General features: G+C 72.2%; 15 protein-coding genes. 8 read left to right on the forward strand and 7 right to left on the reverse strand.

All coding sequences use genetic code 11. The features are described from left to right. Window position 1: 1 nt before the first annotated feature. Window positions 2-703, reverse strand: coding sequence for a hypothetical protein (locus ACIBVN_RS06115; protein WP_397133222.1), 702 nt, complete (start codon window positions 701-703; stop codon window positions 2-4). Window positions 704-866: 163 nt separating this feature from the next. Between ACIBVN_RS06115 and ACIBVN_RS06120 the strand changes: the two genes are divergently transcribed. The 6 genes from ACIBVN_RS06120 (at window position 867) to ACIBVN_RS06145 (ending at window position 6,737) form a co-directional block, all read left to right on the forward strand. After that, window positions 867-2,210 carry an AAA family ATPase gene (locus tag ACIBVN_RS06120; protein WP_397133224.1) on the forward strand — a complete coding sequence of 448 codons (1,344 nt, stop codon included), beginning with the start codon at window positions 867-869 and terminating at the stop codon, window positions 2,208-2,210. Continuing rightward, window positions 2,207-3,394 carry a tetratricopeptide repeat protein gene (locus tag ACIBVN_RS06125; RefSeq protein WP_397133226.1) on the forward strand — a complete coding sequence of 396 codons (1,188 nt, stop codon included), beginning with the start codon at window positions 2,207-2,209 and terminating at the stop codon, window positions 3,392-3,394. Before ACIBVN_RS06120 ends, ACIBVN_RS06125 begins: the two co-directional genes overlap by 4 nt. Window positions 3,395-3,528: 134 nt before the next feature. Then, window positions 3,529-3,708 (forward strand): hypothetical protein, encoded by a 180-nt coding sequence (locus ACIBVN_RS06130; RefSeq protein ID WP_397133228.1) that lies wholly within the window; start codon window positions 3,529-3,531, stop codon window positions 3,706-3,708. 11 nt (window positions 3,709-3,719) lie between these two features. Continuing rightward, window positions 3,720-4,163 (forward strand): signal peptidase I, encoded by a 444-nt coding sequence (gene lepB / locus ACIBVN_RS06135; RefSeq protein WP_397133230.1) that lies wholly within the window; start codon window positions 3,720-3,722, stop codon window positions 4,161-4,163. A 46-nt stretch (window positions 4,164-4,209) separates the two neighbouring features. Beyond that, window positions 4,210-4,746, forward strand: a complete 537-nt coding sequence (locus ACIBVN_RS06140; protein WP_397133232.1) for a TlpA family protein disulfide reductase — start codon at window positions 4,210-4,212, stop codon at window positions 4,744-4,746. Between the two features lie 26 nt (window positions 4,747-4,772). After that, the gene (locus ACIBVN_RS06145) at window positions 4,773-6,737 is read left to right on the forward strand and encodes an ABC transporter ATP-binding protein (RefSeq protein WP_397133234.1); all 1,965 of its coding nucleotides are present in this window, start codon (window positions 4,773-4,775) and stop codon (window positions 6,735-6,737) included. Window positions 6,738-6,810: 73 nt separating this feature from the next. On the opposite strand, the gene ACIBVN_RS06150 is transcribed toward ACIBVN_RS06145, so the two are convergent. The 3 genes from ACIBVN_RS06150 to ACIBVN_RS06160 all read right to left on the reverse strand — a co-directional run bounded on the left by ACIBVN_RS06150 (window position 6,811) and on the right by ACIBVN_RS06160 (window position 10,233). Continuing rightward, a complete protein-coding gene (locus ACIBVN_RS06150; RefSeq protein WP_397133236.1) occupies window positions 6,811-7,632 on the reverse strand; it encodes a BTAD domain-containing putative transcriptional regulator in 822 nt (273 codons plus the stop codon). A gap of 190 nt (window positions 7,633-7,822) precedes the next feature. Then, window positions 7,823-9,439, reverse strand: a complete 1,617-nt coding sequence (locus ACIBVN_RS06155) for an IS200/IS605 family accessory protein TnpB-related protein (protein ID WP_397133238.1) — start codon at window positions 9,437-9,439, stop codon at window positions 7,823-7,825. Between the two features lie 608 nt (window positions 9,440-10,047). Beyond that, window positions 10,048-10,233, reverse strand: a complete 186-nt coding sequence (locus ACIBVN_RS06160; protein WP_345000866.1) for a hypothetical protein — start codon at window positions 10,231-10,233, stop codon at window positions 10,048-10,050. 153 nt (window positions 10,234-10,386) lie between these two features. On the opposite strand from ACIBVN_RS06160, the gene ACIBVN_RS06165 reads away from it, so the two are divergent. Beyond that, window positions 10,387-11,358 (forward strand): NAD(P)H-dependent flavin oxidoreductase, encoded by a 972-nt coding sequence (locus ACIBVN_RS06165; protein WP_397133897.1) that lies wholly within the window; start codon window positions 10,387-10,389, stop codon window positions 11,356-11,358. 123 nt (window positions 11,359-11,481) lie between these two features. Then, a complete protein-coding gene (locus tag ACIBVN_RS06170) occupies window positions 11,482-12,297 on the forward strand; it encodes an SAM-dependent methyltransferase (protein WP_397133240.1) in 816 nt (271 codons plus the stop codon). On the opposite strand, the gene ACIBVN_RS06175 is transcribed toward ACIBVN_RS06170, so the two are convergent. The 3 genes from ACIBVN_RS06175 to ACIBVN_RS06185 form a co-directional block, all read right to left on the reverse strand. Beyond that, window positions 12,287-12,844: a hypothetical protein gene (locus ACIBVN_RS06175; protein WP_397133242.1), complete on the reverse strand. Its 558-nt coding sequence runs from the start codon at window positions 12,842-12,844 to the stop codon at window positions 12,287-12,289. The two genes, ACIBVN_RS06170 and ACIBVN_RS06175, sit on opposite strands and share 11 nt — an antisense overlap. A gap of 33 nt (window positions 12,845-12,877) precedes the next feature. Further along, entirely contained in the window at window positions 12,878-14,020 is a 1,143-nt protein-coding gene (locus ACIBVN_RS06180) for an FAD-dependent monooxygenase (RefSeq protein WP_397133244.1), read from the reverse strand. A 67-nt stretch (window positions 14,021-14,087) separates the two neighbouring features. Then, window positions 14,088-17,192 (reverse strand): BTAD domain-containing putative transcriptional regulator, encoded by a 3,105-nt coding sequence (locus tag ACIBVN_RS06185; RefSeq protein WP_397133246.1) that lies wholly within the window; start codon window positions 17,190-17,192, stop codon window positions 14,088-14,090. Between the last annotated feature and the right edge of the window lie 214 nt (window positions 17,193-17,406).

Genomic DNA, 17,406 nt, shown 5'->3' on the forward strand with positions numbered 1-17,406 from the left:
CTCAGCCGGACAGGCCCAAGAAGAACGCGGCCGGGATCAGGCCGACGGTGAGGGCGACGGCCCACCAGCGGGGAGCGGGGCCGTCGCGCAGCACGGCGACGCCGAGGGGCACGAGGGCGACCGCCAGCCCGGCCAGGGCGATCAGCGAGATCGGGTCGCTGCTGCCCTTGAGCACGCCCAGCGGCAGCCCGGCGGCCAGGGCCAGGCAGACGCACCTGGCCACGCCCAGCGCCCTGGCGCGGTAGGCGCCGACGGCGAGCACGATCCAGCCGCCCATGATGCAGACGTTGACCGCCTTGAACACGTGGAACGCGCCGTAGGTGGCCGCGACCGCCCGCTGCGCCGCCTCCAGTCCGAGGGCGTCCACGAGGTGGAAGGCCAGGTGGCTCACCCCGGCGTGGAAGACCCGCCCGAACAGCCCGAGTATCACCAGCGTGGCGCCCCACCGCGCCCAGCCCGGGTGCTTCGCGCCGACCGTGCGGGCGAGCGCGGTCACCGCGGGCCACAGCAGCACGACCCCGGCCGCGAACAGGCTGTAGGACAGGACCATCTGGTCCGGCCGCGCGGCGTAGGCGGCGAGCTGGTCGGGGAAGAAGTCGCCCTCGCCGGCCCGGATGAGCACCCCGGCGATGAGCAGCGACGGGCCGAGCACCAGACCGGCGCCCTCGACCCAGCGCCCGGGAAGCGTGTGCGTGATCGTCATGCCATCGATCCAAGCGACCGGAGCGCGTCCGCACATGGGCGCTGCCGCGAGAACCCGAGGTAGACCCAGCACTACCACCCCACGCTGCACTCTATGCACCGGATCTCGATAGTCTGCGTAGTTTTAGGGACGACCGAATCCTGTGACAGAAGGGACCAGGCACGTGCTCGAAGATGCCGGCCTCCAGGCGCTCCGCGAGGCGGCACGCCTGTCTCCGGACAACCTCCCTCTCCGGCGGCATCTCGCCGAGCAGCTCCTGGCCAAGGGCTATCTGGCCGACGCGGAGGCCGAGTTCCGCGCCGCTCTCGTGCTCGCGCCCAAGGACCCGGACATCACGGCGGGGCTGGCCGAGGCGTTCGTACGGCAGAGTGCCCACAGCGCCGCGCTGTCGGCGCTTGAGCCGTTCCTTGCCACACCCGGATATCCGCCGCGCATGGGCGTGCTCGCGGCCAGGGCGCTGCTCGGCGAGGGGGACACGGGCAGGGCTGGTCACCGCTACCACGAGGCGGTCTCCCGTGACCCGTCCGTCGCCGATCCCGAACTGGCCGCCCGCCTGACCGCCCCGCCCCCGCCCGCCGCGCCCGCCTACGCGGCACCGGCATATGCCGCACCAGCCGACGCGCCTTCGGGGGCCGAGGTGGAGAAGTCGAAGCAGACCTTCGCCGACGTGGCCGGAATGGAGGCGGTCAAGGAGTCGCTGCGGGTGAAGCTGCTGCTGCCGATCCAGCAGCCCGAGTTGTTCGCCGCGTACGGCAAGCGCGCCGGCGGCGGCGTCCTGCTGTACGGCCCGCCGGGGGCCGGCAAGACCCACCTGGCCAGGGCCGCGGCGGGCGAGCTCGGCGCGGCGTTCGTCAACGTCGGCCTGGCCGACATCCTCGACATGTACGTCGGCTCCAGCGAGCGCAACCTGCGCGCGACCTTCGACCTGGCCCGCCGCAACCGCCCGTGCGTGCTCTTCTTCGACGAGGTGGACGCGCTGGCCGCGCGCCGCTCCGACATGCGCCAGGCGCACACCCGGCAACTGGTCAACCAGTTCCTGGCCGAGCTCGACGGCGTGGACCAGAGCGCCAACGAGGGCGTGCTGGTGCTGGCCGCCACGAACGCGCCCTGGTACATCGACGTGGCGTTCCGCCGCCCGGGGCGCTTCGACCAGCTCGTGTTCGTGCCGCCGCCGGACGCCGCGGCGCGCGCGGCCATCCTGCGCATCCTCTGCCGCGACAAGCCGCTGGCCGAGATGGACTTCGACGCGGTGGCGAAGGTCACAGACCACTACGTCGGCGCGGACCTCAAGGGCCTGGTGGACCGCGCGGTGGAGGTCAAGCTCCAGCAGTCGATCAGCGCGGGCCGCCCGATCCCGATGACCACCGGCGACCTGCTGGCCGCCGCCCAGGGCGTCAGGCCCACGGCGGTACGCGAGTGGCTGGCCACCGCGCGCAACTACGTGCTGCACGCCAACGAGTCCGGCGCGTGGGACGAGCTGATGCCCTGGATCAAGGGCAAGTGGTGAACCCGCGCGAGTCGATCCTGCGGGCCGGCACGCTGCTGGAGATGCGCCGCCCGGCCGACGCGGAGCGGGAGCTGCGCGGCGTGCTCACCGAACGGCCCGACCACTTCACCGCGCACTCGCTGCTCGGCCTCGCGCTGGTCCAGCAGGGCAGGACCGCGGAGGCGGTGTCGGCCGCCCAGGAGGCGGTACGGCTGGCGCCCGACCAGTCCTTCCCGCACTACATCGCCGGTAAGGTCTACCTCGACATCGACCGGCCGGACCTGACCGTCGCCTCCGTGCGGACGTCACTGGCGCACGATCCCGAGCAGGCGTCGGGCTGGGAGCTGCTGGCCCGCGCGCACCTGATGATGGGCCAGTACCGCGAGGTGATCGAGGCGGCCGGCCGCGGGCTGGCCATCGATCCGCAGGTCTCGGATCTGGTGAGCCTGCTGGCGGTGGCCCACGAGAAGCTCGGGGAGACGGAGCAGGCCAGGGCCGCCGCCGCGAACGCCGTTCGGCTGGATCCGGAGAGCGCCACCGCGCACCTCGTGTACGGCCGCGCGGCGCTGGCCGCCGGCGATCCCAGGACGGCCGCCGAGGCGTTCCGCGAGGTGCTCCGGCTCGAGCCCGGCTTCGACCCGGCCAGGGAGCTCCTGGTGACGGCGCTGAAGCAGCGCAACCCCCTCTACCGGATGCTGGCGGGCCTGCGCAGGTTCAGGGGCGGCTGGCGGATGGTTTTCCTGCTGCCCACGATCCCGCCGCTCATCATCGTGTTCGTGCTCATCGCGGTGCTGCACTGGGCGGCGTGGCTGGCCGAGGCGGTGACCGTGCTGCGGCTGGCCCGCGCCAGGACGACCCGCCTGCTCTTCGAGGGCGTCGAGGCCCGCGCGGCCATGGCGAGCTGCGCCCTACTCCTCGCCGGGGCGGCGGTGCTCGCGGCGGGCATCGCGCTCGGCCAGGAGGCGCTCGGCACGGCGGGGGTGGCGGTGATGGCGCTGGTCACCCCGGTGCAGGAGGCCACGCACACGGGCTCGGCCCGCGGGCGCGGGATCCTGTACGGCTGGGCGGGCCTGCTGGGGGTCGCGATCGTCACGTCCGCGGTCATCGGCTCGCCCGCCGTTGCGCTGCTGGCCGTGTACGCCGGGCTGGGCACGATCTGGCTGGCCGGAGGCGTACGCCGGCTGTTCCCCGTCCCCGGGAGTTAGACCTCGTCCAAGGTGAGCGCGAACCCTGACTCGCGCCGAATGTATCTGTGGCGTACCTCGCTGGTATGTGAATTGTCAGGCCCGTTTCTAACGTCTTCGGTGATCCCAAAAACGCCCGACGAGAGGCGGTTCACATGAAGATCGGAAAGCTGAGCGACTGGCTGCTGGCCAAGGTGCTCCCTGAGCAGTCGGCGCAGGCCGCGTGTCCGTGCTGGTGGGAGGGCACCACGTGCCTGATCCGCAAGTGCTGCACCTGGGGTGCCTCCTGCGCCACCGGCGAGTCGTGCGGTCCCTGGCAGTACACCTGCGGCTGACGGCCACGTAGATGACCATGTTCGCGTGGACGGCCGGTCTCCTTGCCGTCGCCGTGCTCCTGGCGGCCCCTCTGGTCCTGCGGCGCCGGCTCACCGTCGTCGTGGTGTCCGGCCTCAGCATGGAGCCGACCTTCCACGCGGGCGACCGGCTCCTGGTCAGGCGGACCGGGCTGGCCACGATCTCGGCCGGGGACGTCGTCGTGTTCGAGACGCCCGACTGGCTGGAGACCGGCGAGCCCCTGCCGCCCGAGCGGCGCTGGATGGTCAAGCGAGCGGTGGCGCTTCCTGGCGATCCCGTCCCCGACTCGGTCCGGCCGGTGGTGCCGGATCGCCGGGTGGCGCCGGACCGGCTCGTGGTGCTGGGCGACAACCCCTCGGCCAGCTTCGACTCCCGCCAGTGCGGCCTCATCGACGGGGGCACCCTGCTCGGAGTGGTGCTCCGCCGCCTGTCCTGACTCGGCGACGACCTGATCAACCTGCTTCCTGACCTGGAGTCCAGCCATGCCCTACCTCGTCACCTTTGTCATCCTCCTGGGCGTCCTGTGCCTGCTGAACCTGATGCTGACCGTCGGTGTGATCCGGCGGCTGCGCAAGCACTCCGAGGCCCTCGCCTCGCGCTCCGCCGACGGGCGGCAGGCGATACTCACCGAGGGCTCGGTCGCGCCGCCGTACACCACCGTGGCCACCGACGGGTCCGCCGTCTCCAGTGAGCTGATCACCGAGCCGGTCCTCGTGGGCTTCTTCTCGCCCGGCTGCGACGCCTGCCACGAGGCGATGCCGGGCTTCCTCGACATGGCCGCGAAGTTCCCCCGCGAGCAGGTGCTCGCCGTGGTCGTCGACCAGAAGGGCGGGCTGGCGGGGCCGCAGCGGGAGCAGCTGGAACCGGTCGCCCGCGTGGTGGTCGAGGACATGGACGGGCCGGTCACGTCGGCGCTGCGGGCGCAGGCGTTCCCGGTGTTCGCGCTGGTGGGCGGCGGCGGCCGGATCCTAGCCAGCGGGCTGCGGCTCGGCCAGGTCGTCGCACTCGCCAGGGCATAGCCGCCGTGACGCCGAATCCCACCCCGATGAGCCCCACAACCTCGGCAGACGCCACCTCGGCAGGCGGCGCGTCGACGGTGGTGGCGCAGGCAGCGGAGGCGGACGGAGCCGGGTCGGCGGTGGCGGGAGGGCCGGACGTGCGGATGAAGGCCAGCCCCGCGGCCCTGGTGCGCGCGCTCGGCCTGGCCTGGCGGTCAGGCCCGTGGCACATCCTCGCGTACGCCGTGCTGGCCCTGCTCGAAGCGGCCGTGCCCGTGACCGCCGCCTTGCTGACCAAGTCGGCGCTGGACGTGATCGCCCACCAGCAGAGCGGCGCGTCCGCGCTGGTGGCCGTGGGCGTGGCGCTGGCGGCGGCAGGCGTGGCGGCGATCGTGCTCCCGCACGTCTCCCGCTACGTACGCAAGGAGCTCGAGCGCCGCACCGGCCGCCTGGCTCAGGACCGGCTCTTCGCCGGCGTCGAGCGCTTCACCGGCCTGGCCAGATTCGAGGACCCCGCGTTCCTGGACCGGATGAGCCTCGCCCACACCTCGGGCGGCGCCACCCCGAGCGCGGTGGTCGCCGGGACGCTGGCCATCTGCCGCGGGCTCGTCACGGTGCTGGGCTTCCTCGGGGCGCTGTTGGTCGTCAACCCGCTGCTGGCGGGCGCGGTCCTGGTGGCCGCTCTGCCCGCGCTGGCCGCCGAGCTGCGCCTGTCACGCCAGCGGGCGTCCATGATGTGGCGGATCGGGCCGATGGAGCGCCGGCAGCTGTTCTACCGGCAGCTCCTCACCAGCGTCCGCGCCGCGAAGGAGCTGCGCCTGTTCGGCGCGGGCCGGTACTTCCGGTCCAGGATGAACGCCGAACGTGCCGCGGCCGACTCGGAACGCCGCCACCTCGACCGCCGCGAGCTGGGCGTCGAGGGCGGGCTCGGGCTGCTGTCCGGCGTGATCGCCGGGGCCGGCCTGATCTGGGCGCTGCTCGCCGCACGAGACGGGCGGCTCACCGCGGGCGACATAGCCCTGCTCGCCACCTCGATCGTGGGCGTGCAATCGGCGCTCGCCGCGCTGGTCAGCGAGGTCACGATGGCGCACCAGCAACTCCTGAACTTCGACCACTACCTGGCCGTGACCGGCGCGGAGCCCGACCTGCGGCAACCGGCGCGACCGGTGTCCCCGCCGGCGCTGCGGCACGGCATCGAGTTCCGCGACGTATGGTTCCGCTACTCCCCCGAACATCCCTGGTCGCTGCGCGGCGTCAGCTTCACGATCCCGTACGGCTCGGCGGTCGCACTCGTCGGCAGGAACGGCGCGGGCAAGAGCACGATCGTCAAGCTGCTGTGCCGGTTCTACGACCCAGACCGGGGCACGATCCTTTGGGACGGCGTCGATCTGCGCGATCTCGACCCCGAGGAGCTGCGCGGCCGGATCGGCGCGGTGTTCCAGGACTACATGGAGTACGACCTGACCGCCGCCGAGAACATCGCGATCGGCGACGTGGCGGGGAGCGACAACCTGACCGCCTCCGCCGCCCGGATCGAGGCCGCCGCCAGGAAGGCCGGCGTCCACAACGCGGTCAGCGCTCTGCCGCGCGGCTACGACACCTTGCTGACCAGGATGTTCTTCGGACCCGACCCCGAGGCCGAGGCCGGGGTGGTGCTGTCGGGCGGGCAGTGGCAGCGGCTCGCGCTGGCCCGGGCGGTGCTGGGCGACGGACACGACCTGCTGATCCTGGACGAGCCGAGCTCGGGGCTCGACGCGGAGGCCGAGGCCGAGATCCACAACCGGCTGCTCGAGCATCGGGCCGGACGCACGAGCCTGCTGATCTCGCATCGGCTGGGGGCCGTGCGGGAGGCCGACGTGCTCGTGGTGCTCGACGGCGGGCAGGTGGCCGAGCAGGGCTCGCACGAAGAGCTGATGATGCTCGACGGGCTCTACCGGCGGCTGTTCACCCTGCAGGCCCAGGGCTACCAGTCCGCCGAGGCCGGGTCCCCCGATGGTCATCCGGGACCGTGAGACCGGAGACCCGGCGGCACGGGAGCCGCGGTGGTCATGCGGAGCCCGGGAAGAGGCGCACGGGCGGCGGCGGTCATGCGGAGCCTGGGAAGAGGCGGACGGGGCGGCGGTGGCAGCGGAGGCGGCGGCGGCGCCAGCCCAGCGCGGGGCCGCTCAGGCGGGGATCCCGGTTCAGCATGAGATGGTGCAGTTCGGTCAGCTCGGGCCCGGGCTCGATGCCGAGCTCGCGGTCGAGCGCCTGCCTGGCCTCGGCATACACCGTCAGCGCCCCCGCCACGTCTCCGGTGCGATACAGCGCCACCATGAGATGCCCCCACAGCCGCTCCCTGGTGGGCCGCAGGGCCAGCGTCTCCCGGAGGCCGCCGATGACCTCGCTGTGCCTGCCGAGCGCCAGGCGGGCCCGCGCGCACTCCTCGATCGCCATGTAGCGCTGCTCCTCCAGCGCGTCGAGCTGGGCGGCCACCCCGACGGTCCTGGGCAGGTCCTCGGCCGCGGCTCCCCGCCACAGGTCGAGCGCCGCGGTCAGATATCCCAGAGCCTCCTCGTAACGGTCGCCTGCCATCGCGTCACGGCCCTGCCGTACCCGCTCGTTGAACTCGGTGGCGTCCAGCTCACCGGCCTCGACGGTGAGGAGGTAGCCGGGCGGGTTCGCCCGCAGGCGGCCGTCGAGGTCCTTGCGCAGCAGGTTTGCGTAGCTGCGTACGTTGGCCAGGGCCGACTTGGGCGGGCTGTCCTCCCACAACGCGCTGAACAGGCGGTCGTGGGAGACCGCGCGGTTCGGCTCCAGCAGGAGGCGGGTGAGGAGGAGCCGCTGTTTCGTCGTGCCCAGCGGCGCCATCGCGCCGTCTCGCCAAATCCGTACCGGTCCGAGGATGCCGAACCGAAGACCCATCATTTCCCTCCCGCACAGCTTCTTGGGAGCGCTCCCACGAAACGGTACGTTTGTGTCGATCATGTGTCAATGGACGCTCGGTACGAGGCGGCAGCTTGTGAAACTTTCATGCGTTCGCGCAGGTCAGGGCGGATTGGCAGGCGGCGCGTTGACGTGCCAGAAGCGGGGGGCCCTCTCCGAAAGGGCACCGTTCCTAAGGGCTGAGCATGAGTTGCACGTGCTCAGTCGAACGCTCCGAACGGTGTTGAGTGTTCTGGTCGCCCGCGTTCGTGCCGCGTCCGGGCGGCACGGATCGTGTCCGTGGTCCGGGGATGTGGGGGCGGGGTCCCTCACGCCCGCAGGCGTCCGTTCCGGCCTGGACGGTCCGATGCCCCTGTCCATCGCTCCGGTGGGCAGGGGGCGGTGCCGTCCGTCGCCGGATCGGGTGCCCTTGGGCGCGTCTGCCGATCGCCACGGCGGCTGCGTCGTGGCGCGTGGTCGTGCGAGTCTTTGTGGTGAGGGGCTTTTGCCAGTGCTGGGCGCCCCACTTGGAGGTGTAGGCCGGGTCGGCGGCGATGATCGCGATCCCGCTCTGGTCGGCCATTGAGGTGAGCCGGGCGCGTAGCTTGCTGGTGGGCATGCCGGAGATGAGCTTTCGGAAGCGTTTGCGGCGGCCGTGCTTTTCCCGGGTCTTCTCCGTCTGAAAGTCGAGGTCTTCGATGGCGATGGCCTTCACCCCGCAGGCCCTTGCCCAGTGCAGCAGGCGGGTCAGGGCGTGGCGGACCTGCGCGTCACGATGGTCTGCCGACCCGGACAGGTCGTAGACGAAGCGGCGTGGGTTGCCGATGGGGTTGCCGTGGACGTCCAGGCGCCAGGCGGCCAGGTGGTCGGCGTTGGTGTCCACCCCGATCACCCCTGCGGCAAGCGCAGCCGATAGGGGCATGGTCGGGGCAGCAGGGATCTGCCAGGAGGCGGTGATGTACCAGCGTCCCCGCGCCACGTCCAGGTGGATGCGGTAAGCCACGGCTCGGTTGGCCTCAATGCGATCGGCCCATTCGGTGCCACGGTGGGCGAAGGCCACCCGGCAGGCGAGGACGTAGCGGCCGTGCGGCGCGTTGGCCAGGTGCGCCAGTGGCGCGGGCAGCTTGATCGACACCTGCCCGTCGGGGGTGATGCGGATGGTCTCGTTGCCGTAGCGTTTGCCGGACTCGCCATCGGCGGCCAGGAACCAACGCTCAGCCTCCCACCGCTGCCGCCACTCGGCCTCGGTGAGTCCGGCGGCGTCCAGGTGGTGGCGAGTGTTCAGCAGGCGTTTGCCGCCCCGCACCACGCGCACCCGCCCGGCCTGCTGGCCAGCCCGCAGCCGCTTCAGCCGGTCCTGCAGGAGGTGCAGGCGGCGGGACTTGGCGAACCATTCCTGCGCCGAGCGGTAGCCGCCCGGCTCCTTGCCGGTGCCCTTCTTCCCGATAGGCAGCGACAGCCGACGGGTGATCGTGGCAATCGCAGCCTCAAGGTCGCGGATGTGGTCCGCCTGGCAGCGGCGGGCCAGCGCCCACTGATCGTGGGACGCTTTGGTGATGGCCCCCGCCCAGCGCGCCGACGACTGCCCAGTCAACTCGCGTTTGCGGGCCGCCCAGGCGTCGGCGGAGTGACCAAGCCCGTCAGCGCACCTGGTTTTCAGATCGGCCGAGGCCAGCGCGCCCGTATGCGCCCCGACCAGGCGCAGCACCTCGTCATCTGCGGCGGTGAGGTGCTTGAGCCGATCGCGGACAGCAACACCGGACGGGCCAGGCACCACGAAGGCAGGGGCGATCGGACGCAACTCAGCCATGCTCACCGACCTCCGCCACGATGCCAGCGCGGTCCATGGCCGACCGGCGAGGGCGCCACGCGGTCGGTGCCTGTGGATCGCGGTCGAACGGGCACGCGGGCATGACTGGCACTCACCCTTCCCGGGTTTCACGTTGCGTGACCGTAACAATACCAAGAGTTGACCCTGTCGGATAGAACATGTGCGCGACAAGTCTCGGCAGACTGCACAACGCAACCCCGCTGGCCAAGCCGGAACCCGAGCAGCGCGGCCTGGGCCGACACGGCGACCGGCACCGCGTTCGCCCTCACCAATAACCGCCTCACCAACGACTTCGCCGCCGCCACCCAGATCGCCGCCATCGTCAAAGCCGCCTGACGCGCTCCCGCCCCTCCTTGCAAGGGCCCGTCGCCACTCCCACGGGCCACGGCGGCCCCATCGCGCCCTTCCCTTCAAGGGACGGCCACCGCCCATCCGGCCGCGGCCCGCCAGCCTCCCTTTCTTCCCCAAGGGACGGCCACCACTGACTGCGGTCACGTCGGGTTGGCGGGAAGCGGAGCCGTTCCCCCCAAAAGGGCGGCCGCCATCGACCGCCGTCACCTCGGTGCCGGTGGGAAGTGCCGCCGGCGTCAGCCGTCGCGGCAGAGTGGTTTGCCGCCGACCACGCACGCGATGTCGTCGAGCTGGCAGCTCAGCAGGGTGCCGTCCATGCCGAGCACGAGCACGAGATCGCGCCTGGACGGATGAGCCAGCATGACCCTGCCGACCACGCCATTATCCAAGATCACGGTCGGGCGGCCTGCCGCGTTGTCCATGCCCTCGTGACTCCTCTCAGCTGCGGAACGAAACCCGCTCCCCACCAGGATGCACAGGTGTGTGCCATGAGCGCATCGGCCATCCGGCTCTATTTCCGGTCCGGAGGTAGGGAAGGCCATGGAAGACTGGCTCCAGCAGGGGTTTTGGAGGTAGTGATCTTGCACACCTGGCTTACTGATCGGTTCGGGCTGAGGGTGCCCGTGGTGGGCGCGCCGATGGCGGGGGTGGGCGCGGGCCGGCTGGCCGCCGCCGTCTCCGAGGCCGGGGCGCTGGGCCTGATCGGGGTCTCCGCCACCACCACGGGGGATTGGATCGAGAAGGAGGCCACCGTCGCGGGCTGCGAGCCGTACGGGATCGGGCTCATGGCCTGGGCGCTGCCCCACAACCCGGCCCAGCTCGACGTCGTGCTCGAGCTCCGCCCGGCGATGGTCTCCGTGAGCTTCGGGCCGTACGAGCGTTATGTCGGGGAGCTCAGGCAGGCGGGCATCACGGTCGTCACCCAGGCGGGCACCACCGACGAGGCCCGCGCCGCCGAGCAGGCAGGGGTGGACGCGGTGGTGGCGCGTGGCGCCGAGGCCGGCGGGCACGGGCGCGACGAGGTGGGCACCTTGCCGCTGCTGCAGAGCGTGCTCGACGCGGTGCGGATCCCGGTGCTCGCGGCGGGCGGTATCGCGACCGCGCGCGGGCTCGCCGCCGTGCTGGCCGCCGGCGCCGCCGGGGCGTGGGTGGGCACGGCGTTCATGGGGTGCGTGGAGACCGCACTCTCCGCGGCGGCCGGCGATCAGGTGCTGGCCGCGGAGGAGACGGGCACCGCGTACGGCCGGGTCTTCGACGTCGCCCAGCGCCTCGGGTGGCCACCGGAGTACGGCGGGCGCGCGTTGCGCAACGCGTTCTTCGACCGTTGGGCAGGGCGGGAGGACGAGCTGGCCGCGGACGACTCCGCCCAGGCGCAGCTGGAGGTGGCGCGGCGCGAGGGCGACTTCGACACCGCCTACATCTACGCGGGGCAGGCAGTGGGGATGGTGCGCGAGCGGCGTACGGCCGCCGACGTGGTGGCCGGCTTCGCCGCCGCCGAGCAGCTCCTGACCCGCTTCAGCGCCCCGGCGCCTGACGGCCCGCAATAAACGAGAACGTGTTCTGTTTCGCCTGCCTGTCCAGTCGAAGAAGCTTCGCAGACCTGGGCCTTCGGCGCGGAAGCGCCGAGTAGTATGGCGTTCGAGTCGTACACGTAGAAGGAGACGGCCCCCGTGACCGAGCTAGAACGCGTTCCGCCCGGTGTGGATCCGACTGTTCCCAGCTCGGCCCGGGTTTACGACTATCTGCTCGGCGGCAAGGACCACGTCGCGGTCGATCGGGCGGTGGCCGACAAGCTGCTCGCCGTCGCCCCGGAGGCGCGCCTGGTGGCCAGGGCCAACCGCAGGTTCCAGGTCGAGGCCGTCCGCCATCTGGCAGAGCGGGGCATGCGGCAGTTCGTCGATCTGGGCACCGGCATCCCGACCTCACCGAGCATCCACGAGACCGTCCGCTCGGTCAGCCCGGCCTGCCGGGTGATCTACGTGGACCACGATCCGATGGTGCGGCTGCACGCCCAGGTGCTGCTAGCCGACTCGCCCGGCGTCGCCAGCATCCAGGCCGACCTGCGCCGCCCCGCCGACGTGCTGTCCGACCCACACGTCACCGGCTTGATCGACTTCGATCAGCCGGTGTGCGTGCTGATGGTCGGCGTGCTGCACTACGTGATGGACGAGGAGGATCCCGCGGGCGTCGTGGCCGCCTTCAGGGAGCCTATGGCGCCGGGCAGTCACCTGGTGCTCACCCACGCGATGGCGGAGAGCGACCCCGAGGCGATCGCTCAGCTCACGATGGCGACGGCCGGCTCCCCCGCGCAGGCGCGGTTCAGGGCGCGGGATGAGGTGCTGCGGCTGTTCGACGGGTTCGAGCTGATCGGCCCCGGCCTGGTGCCGGTCCAGGACTGGCACATCGGCGAGGAGCCCCACATCCCCCTGCTGACAGGCATGTCGAGGCTCCGCATCGAAGGCGGCGTCGGCCGGCTCAGAGCTTGATGCCCTTGATGATCTTCGCCAGTTCGGGCACGAGGGGCTGGCTGGCCATCACCGTGACGACGACTCCCTTGCGCTCGACCCAGCCCGCGTACCGGCCGTGGCCCAGCGCGCCGTCGCCTTCCTGGGTGAGCACCTGACGGCCGCCGATCTTGACGGTCTTCGTGTCACCGGAGAACGTGCCGGTCTGGAACGGCGCGTTCTTGAGCTGGGCCAGCTTGCTCGCCTTCGGCCAGCACACCACCCTGACCCACAGGGCCCGGTGCTTTCTGTCCACGTCGTCGCGGTCGTCCGCCCACTGGTAGCCGTACTCGATGAGGCCGTCGTGCTGGTTCGCGAGGATCTCGCCGTACGTGAAGCCCTTGGGGAGGTAGCCCACCCTGACGCCCTTGATGGCGGTCGCGCCCTTGGCGGGCCTGTCCGTCTGGTCCGACTGCGCCTTGGCGGGGACGGGGCAGGCGGGTCGCTCCGCCGCCTGGGCGGGGAGAGCCAGCAGAGCCGCGGCGACGGGCAGGACGGACAGGGTGGCGAGCTTCTGAATCTTGTTCATGCCGGGGTTGGATGCGGCGGATGTGAGAAAAGTTCAGTACTCCTTGAGCGCGATGTCGTTCGCGAACTTGTCGCCCATCTTCATCATCAAACCCAGCAGGAAGCTGTACTTGAACAACCAGTTCCGCATCCGGATCCCCCTCTTGGTGCGGGGGGCGAGGAAGGGGCCCGCGTTGCCGTTCTTGGCGATCTTGGCGTATCCGCGCATCTGCTCCTCGTACTGCGCGAAGGCCACGCGGTGATCGCCGCCCGCCCGCTTGAGCTCGCCCGCGAGCACGTACGCGCCGACCACGGCCAAGCCGCTGCCGAATCCGCCCAAGGTGTTGCCGTACGCGGCGTCGCCGAGCAGCACCACGCGACCCTGGCTGTAGCGGTCGATGCCGACCTGGCTGATCGAGTCGAGGTAGACGTCCCCGGAGCGGCGGACCGCCTCCGTGAGCGCCGGGCCCTGCCAGCCCATGCCCGCGTAGGCGCGGGTCAGGATGTCCTTCTGCTGCCGCATGTCGTACCGGTCGTAGTCGAGGCGCTCGGAGGCGAAGACGAAGAACGCCGGTGCCTTCGGCCCGCCGACGGCGGCCATCCTGCCGGGCTCGTTGTACATCTTCGAGACCCCGCCGAAGTCCTCCTGGACGTCGACCAGGGCGTAGTAGTAGCCGAGGTGCTTCACGTGGTCGGCCTCGGGGCCGAAGGCGAGGCGGCGTACGTTGGAGTGGATGCCGTCCGCCCCCACTACCAGGTCGAACGTGCGGGGCGCGGCGCGTTCGAAGGTGACGTGGACGCCGCCGGAGGTCTCGGTGAGCGAGGTGATCGAGTCGCCGAAGACGTACTCGCAGCTCGCGGCGGTCCGCTCGTAAAGGAGGCGGGACAGCTCGCCGCGCTTGATCTCGATGTCGCCGCCGGTGAACTCGCCGGGCATGACCGTCAGCCGGCGGCCGTCCGCGTCGACGATCTCCTGGTCGACACCGCCGGTCTGGTGCGCTTCGATCTCCTTGAGCAGCCCCATGCGGGTCAGTACGGTGCGGTGGGTCCTGCCCTTGAAGTCGACGGCCTGGCCGCCGAGGCGGAGCGACGGGGCCTTCTCGACGACGGTGACGTTGAAGCCGTGGCGGGCGAGCCAGAGGGCGAGAGCGGGGCCGCCGATGCCGGCCCCGGAGATGAGCACGTTGGTGTTCTTCATGTCCCGCAGCCTCGCGGGCGGCGCTGACAGCGGGGCGACCACCGGCTGACAGCCGGGGCGGGCTCTGTCAGTCGGTGGGGCCCGTGGTCGCGGTCAGGGCGGACAGCGCGTCGTCCCTGCTCATCGAGGCGCCCTTGGCGAACGCCGCCGCGAACCCCTCCGCCCCGAGGACCTCCGTGGCGGCGGCGGCGACCCTGGCGACGTCCCGATCCCCGGCGACGGCCATGCCGCGCAGCGCCACCCCCACGCCGAGCAGCAACGCCGCCCGCTCCGCCGAACCTCCGTCCTCCGTCGTGCCGCCCGGCAGGCACTGTCCTGCCAGGCCTTCCGCAGCGTCGGCGAGGTCGGTGGACAGCGGCGACTTCAGCGCCGTGGCCAGGGCCTCCGCGTGCCTGCGCGCGGCCTCGGCAGTGTCGCCCGTCGCCTCGGCCAAACGGCCGAGCGCCGTCAGCACGTGCGACCTGAACCCCGTGGACGTGAACGCCCCGCTCTCCGAGGCGGCCAGGGCCGCGTCGAGCAGGCGGCCGGCCTCCGCGAGGTCGCCCTCGGACCGGGCGATCTCGCCCAGCCGCAGGTGAACCGCCGCCGCCAGCTCTGGCCTGCCCAGCCGGCGCGCCAGCTCCCCGGCGCGCTCGGAGTCGGCGCGTGCCCTCTGGACGTCGCCGGCGCGCCGGTGCGCGTCGGCCCGCCGGCCCAGCACGTCCACCAGCTCCTCCACCGCGCCGAGCTCCTCCAGCAGGGCGACCGCGTCCTGCCACAGCGCCATGGCCCGTCTCCACTCGCCGCGCCAGCTCGCGATCATCCCGAGCCAGTCGAGGCCCTGCGCCTTGCCCCAGCGCTCCCCCAACGAGCCGAACTCCGCGCGCGCCGACTCCAGCTCCTGCTCCGCGACCGCGACCCCGCCGCTCACCAGCATCAGCAGGGCGCGGCCGAGCCGATCGAGTGCCCTGCTCCACGGGTCGGACGCGAGCACTCGCCCGGACAGCGCCTGCGGCTCCGGCGGCCCCGCGATCATTCCCCACAGGGCCGGACCGAACGGGCATCGCATCGGCCGGTCGAGCGACTCGATCACCGCACGGGCCTGCTTCCAGTGCGGCGACCCGGCCTCGGGCACGGCGTGCAGCACCACCAGCACGTACTCCTCGGCCAGTTCGGGCCCGATCGTGTCAAGGAGGCGCACGGCATGCGGGGTCGCCTCCCCCCGCCGCCCGCTCAGCCACCAGTACATGGCCAGCGCCGCCACCAGCCGCGCCGCCGCCGGCCTGTCGTGCTCCACGCTCCACCGCAGCGCCGCCTGCAGGTTCGCGTTGTCAGCCGAGAGCCGGGCCAGCCACTCGAGCTGCTCGGCGCTGTAGAGGTGGCCGTCGGCGCGGCCCGCGAACTCCAGGAACCAGGCGGCGTGGGCCGCCCTCAGGCGTTCCTCCTCGCCCGCCTCCGCCAGCCGCTCCGCGCAGAACAGGCGGATGGTGTCGAGCATGTGGTAGCGCTCGCCGTCGGTCTCGACCAGCGACTTGTCCACCAGGTCGGCCAGCAGGCCGGCGCTGTCCGCGCCGCAGACCCGTTCCACCGCCGCCAGGCTCGCGCCGCCGGCGAACACGGAGAACCGCCTGGCCAGCGCCTGCTCCTCGGCGTCGAGCAGGCTCCAGCTCCACTCCACGACCGCGTACAGCGTCTGGTGGCGAGCAGGAGCGGTACGGTCGCCGCGCGAGAGCAGCCTGAACCGGTCGTGCTCGGCCAGCCGGGTGGCGATCTCCGCCACCCCGAACGTGCGCATCCGGGCCGCCGCCAGCTCGATGGCCAGCGGCAGGCCGTCCAGCGCCGCGCAGATCCGCAGGACGGCGTCCTGGGCGCCGGGCCCGACCGCGAACCCCTGCCGCACGGCCGCCGCCCGTTCGGCGAACAGCCGGACAGCCGGCCCGGTGGGCAGGGGCGCAAGCGGGACCAGGTGCTCGCCGGTGATGCCCAGCGGCTCCCTGCTCGTGGCCATGATCGTCAGGCCGGGAGAGGCGGCGAGCAGGCGGCGGGCCAGGGCGGCGACCTCGGCGATCACGTGCTCGCAGTTGTCCAGGACGAGCAGGAGGTCCTGCTCGGCGAGCGCCGCCACCAGGCGTTCCGCCGGGTCGGGGAGCCTGCGCAGCGCCGGCTCGCGCAGCCCCAGCGCGGCCAGCACCATCCCCGCCACCTGCCCGGCCCCGTCCACCAGCGACAAGTCCACGAAGCACGCCTCCCGGGCGCCGCCCCTCCCCGCATGGAAGGCATCGCGATCGGAAAGCGGCGCGGGACGGGTGGTGGCTTCGATGGCCAGGCGGGTCTTGCCGGTGCCGCCGGGGCCGACGATCGTCACCAGGCGGGCGCCGCGCAGCTCGGCCAGCCGCGCGAGCTCCTCCTCCCGCCCGACGAGCCGGTTCAGCTGGGCCGGTGGTGCGGTCCGCCGGACCTGGTGCCGTTCCGCGCGCAGGATCGCCAGGTGCAGGGCCGCCAGCTCGGGCGAGGGGTCGGTGCCGAGCTCGTCGGCGAGCAGGCGGCGCGTCTCGTCGTAGACGGCGAGCGCCTCGGACGGCCGCCCCGCCGCCTCCAGGGCGCGCATCAGCAGCCCGCGCGGGCGCTCCCGCAGCGGATGCGTGGCCACCAGGTCCTGCAGCGCGGCCACCGGGCTGCCTTCCGGCAGGCCCAGCTCGGCCTCCATCAGGTCCTCCGTGGCGGACAGCCTGAGCTCCTCCAGCCGGAGCGCCTGCGGCCCCGCGAACGGCGCGTCGGCCACGTCCGCGAGCGCCGGTCCCCGCCACAACCCGAGAGCCTCCCTGAGCGAGGAGGCGGCTCCCGGAAAACGGCCGGCCGTCAGCAGCCGCCGCCCCTCGCGGGACAGCCGCTCGAACCGGTGCGCGTCCACGTCATCCGGCGAGACCGCCAGCCGGTATCCCGCGCCGTGGAACTCGATCAGCCCGGCGGGCAGGCTCCGCCTGAGCCGGGAGATCTGCGCCTGGATGGCGTTGGCGGCCTCCGCGGGGGGCCGGTCGCCGTACTGGCCGTCGATGAGGCGCTCGACGCTCACTACCCGCCCGGCGTCGAGCAGCAGCAGCGCGAGCAGGGCACGCGGGCGCGGACCCCCGATCGACAGGGCGTCACCGTCGGGGGAGCGCACCAGGAGCGGGCCCAGGATGCCGTACTGCACGCCCCGATTGTTCCTCAACTGAGCAGTCAGAACGGAATTATCGGTATGCCTACGGATGCATATACGTATTTCCCAGTCAGGAGTGACCGTTTAGCGTCGCGGCATCAAGGCGCAACAGTACTGCTAGCTTCCCACCCCCCAATCTCCCTGCAATCCCGCCGCCGAGGCGATCCCCGGTGCGGCGTGTCGTGCGCTCACGAAGCGTGCCGACCCC

It is taken from the genome of Nonomuraea sp. NPDC049400 (assembly GCF_044466425.1).
Taxonomy (GTDB): Bacteria; Actinomycetota; Actinomycetes; order Streptosporangiales; family Streptosporangiaceae; genus Nonomuraea.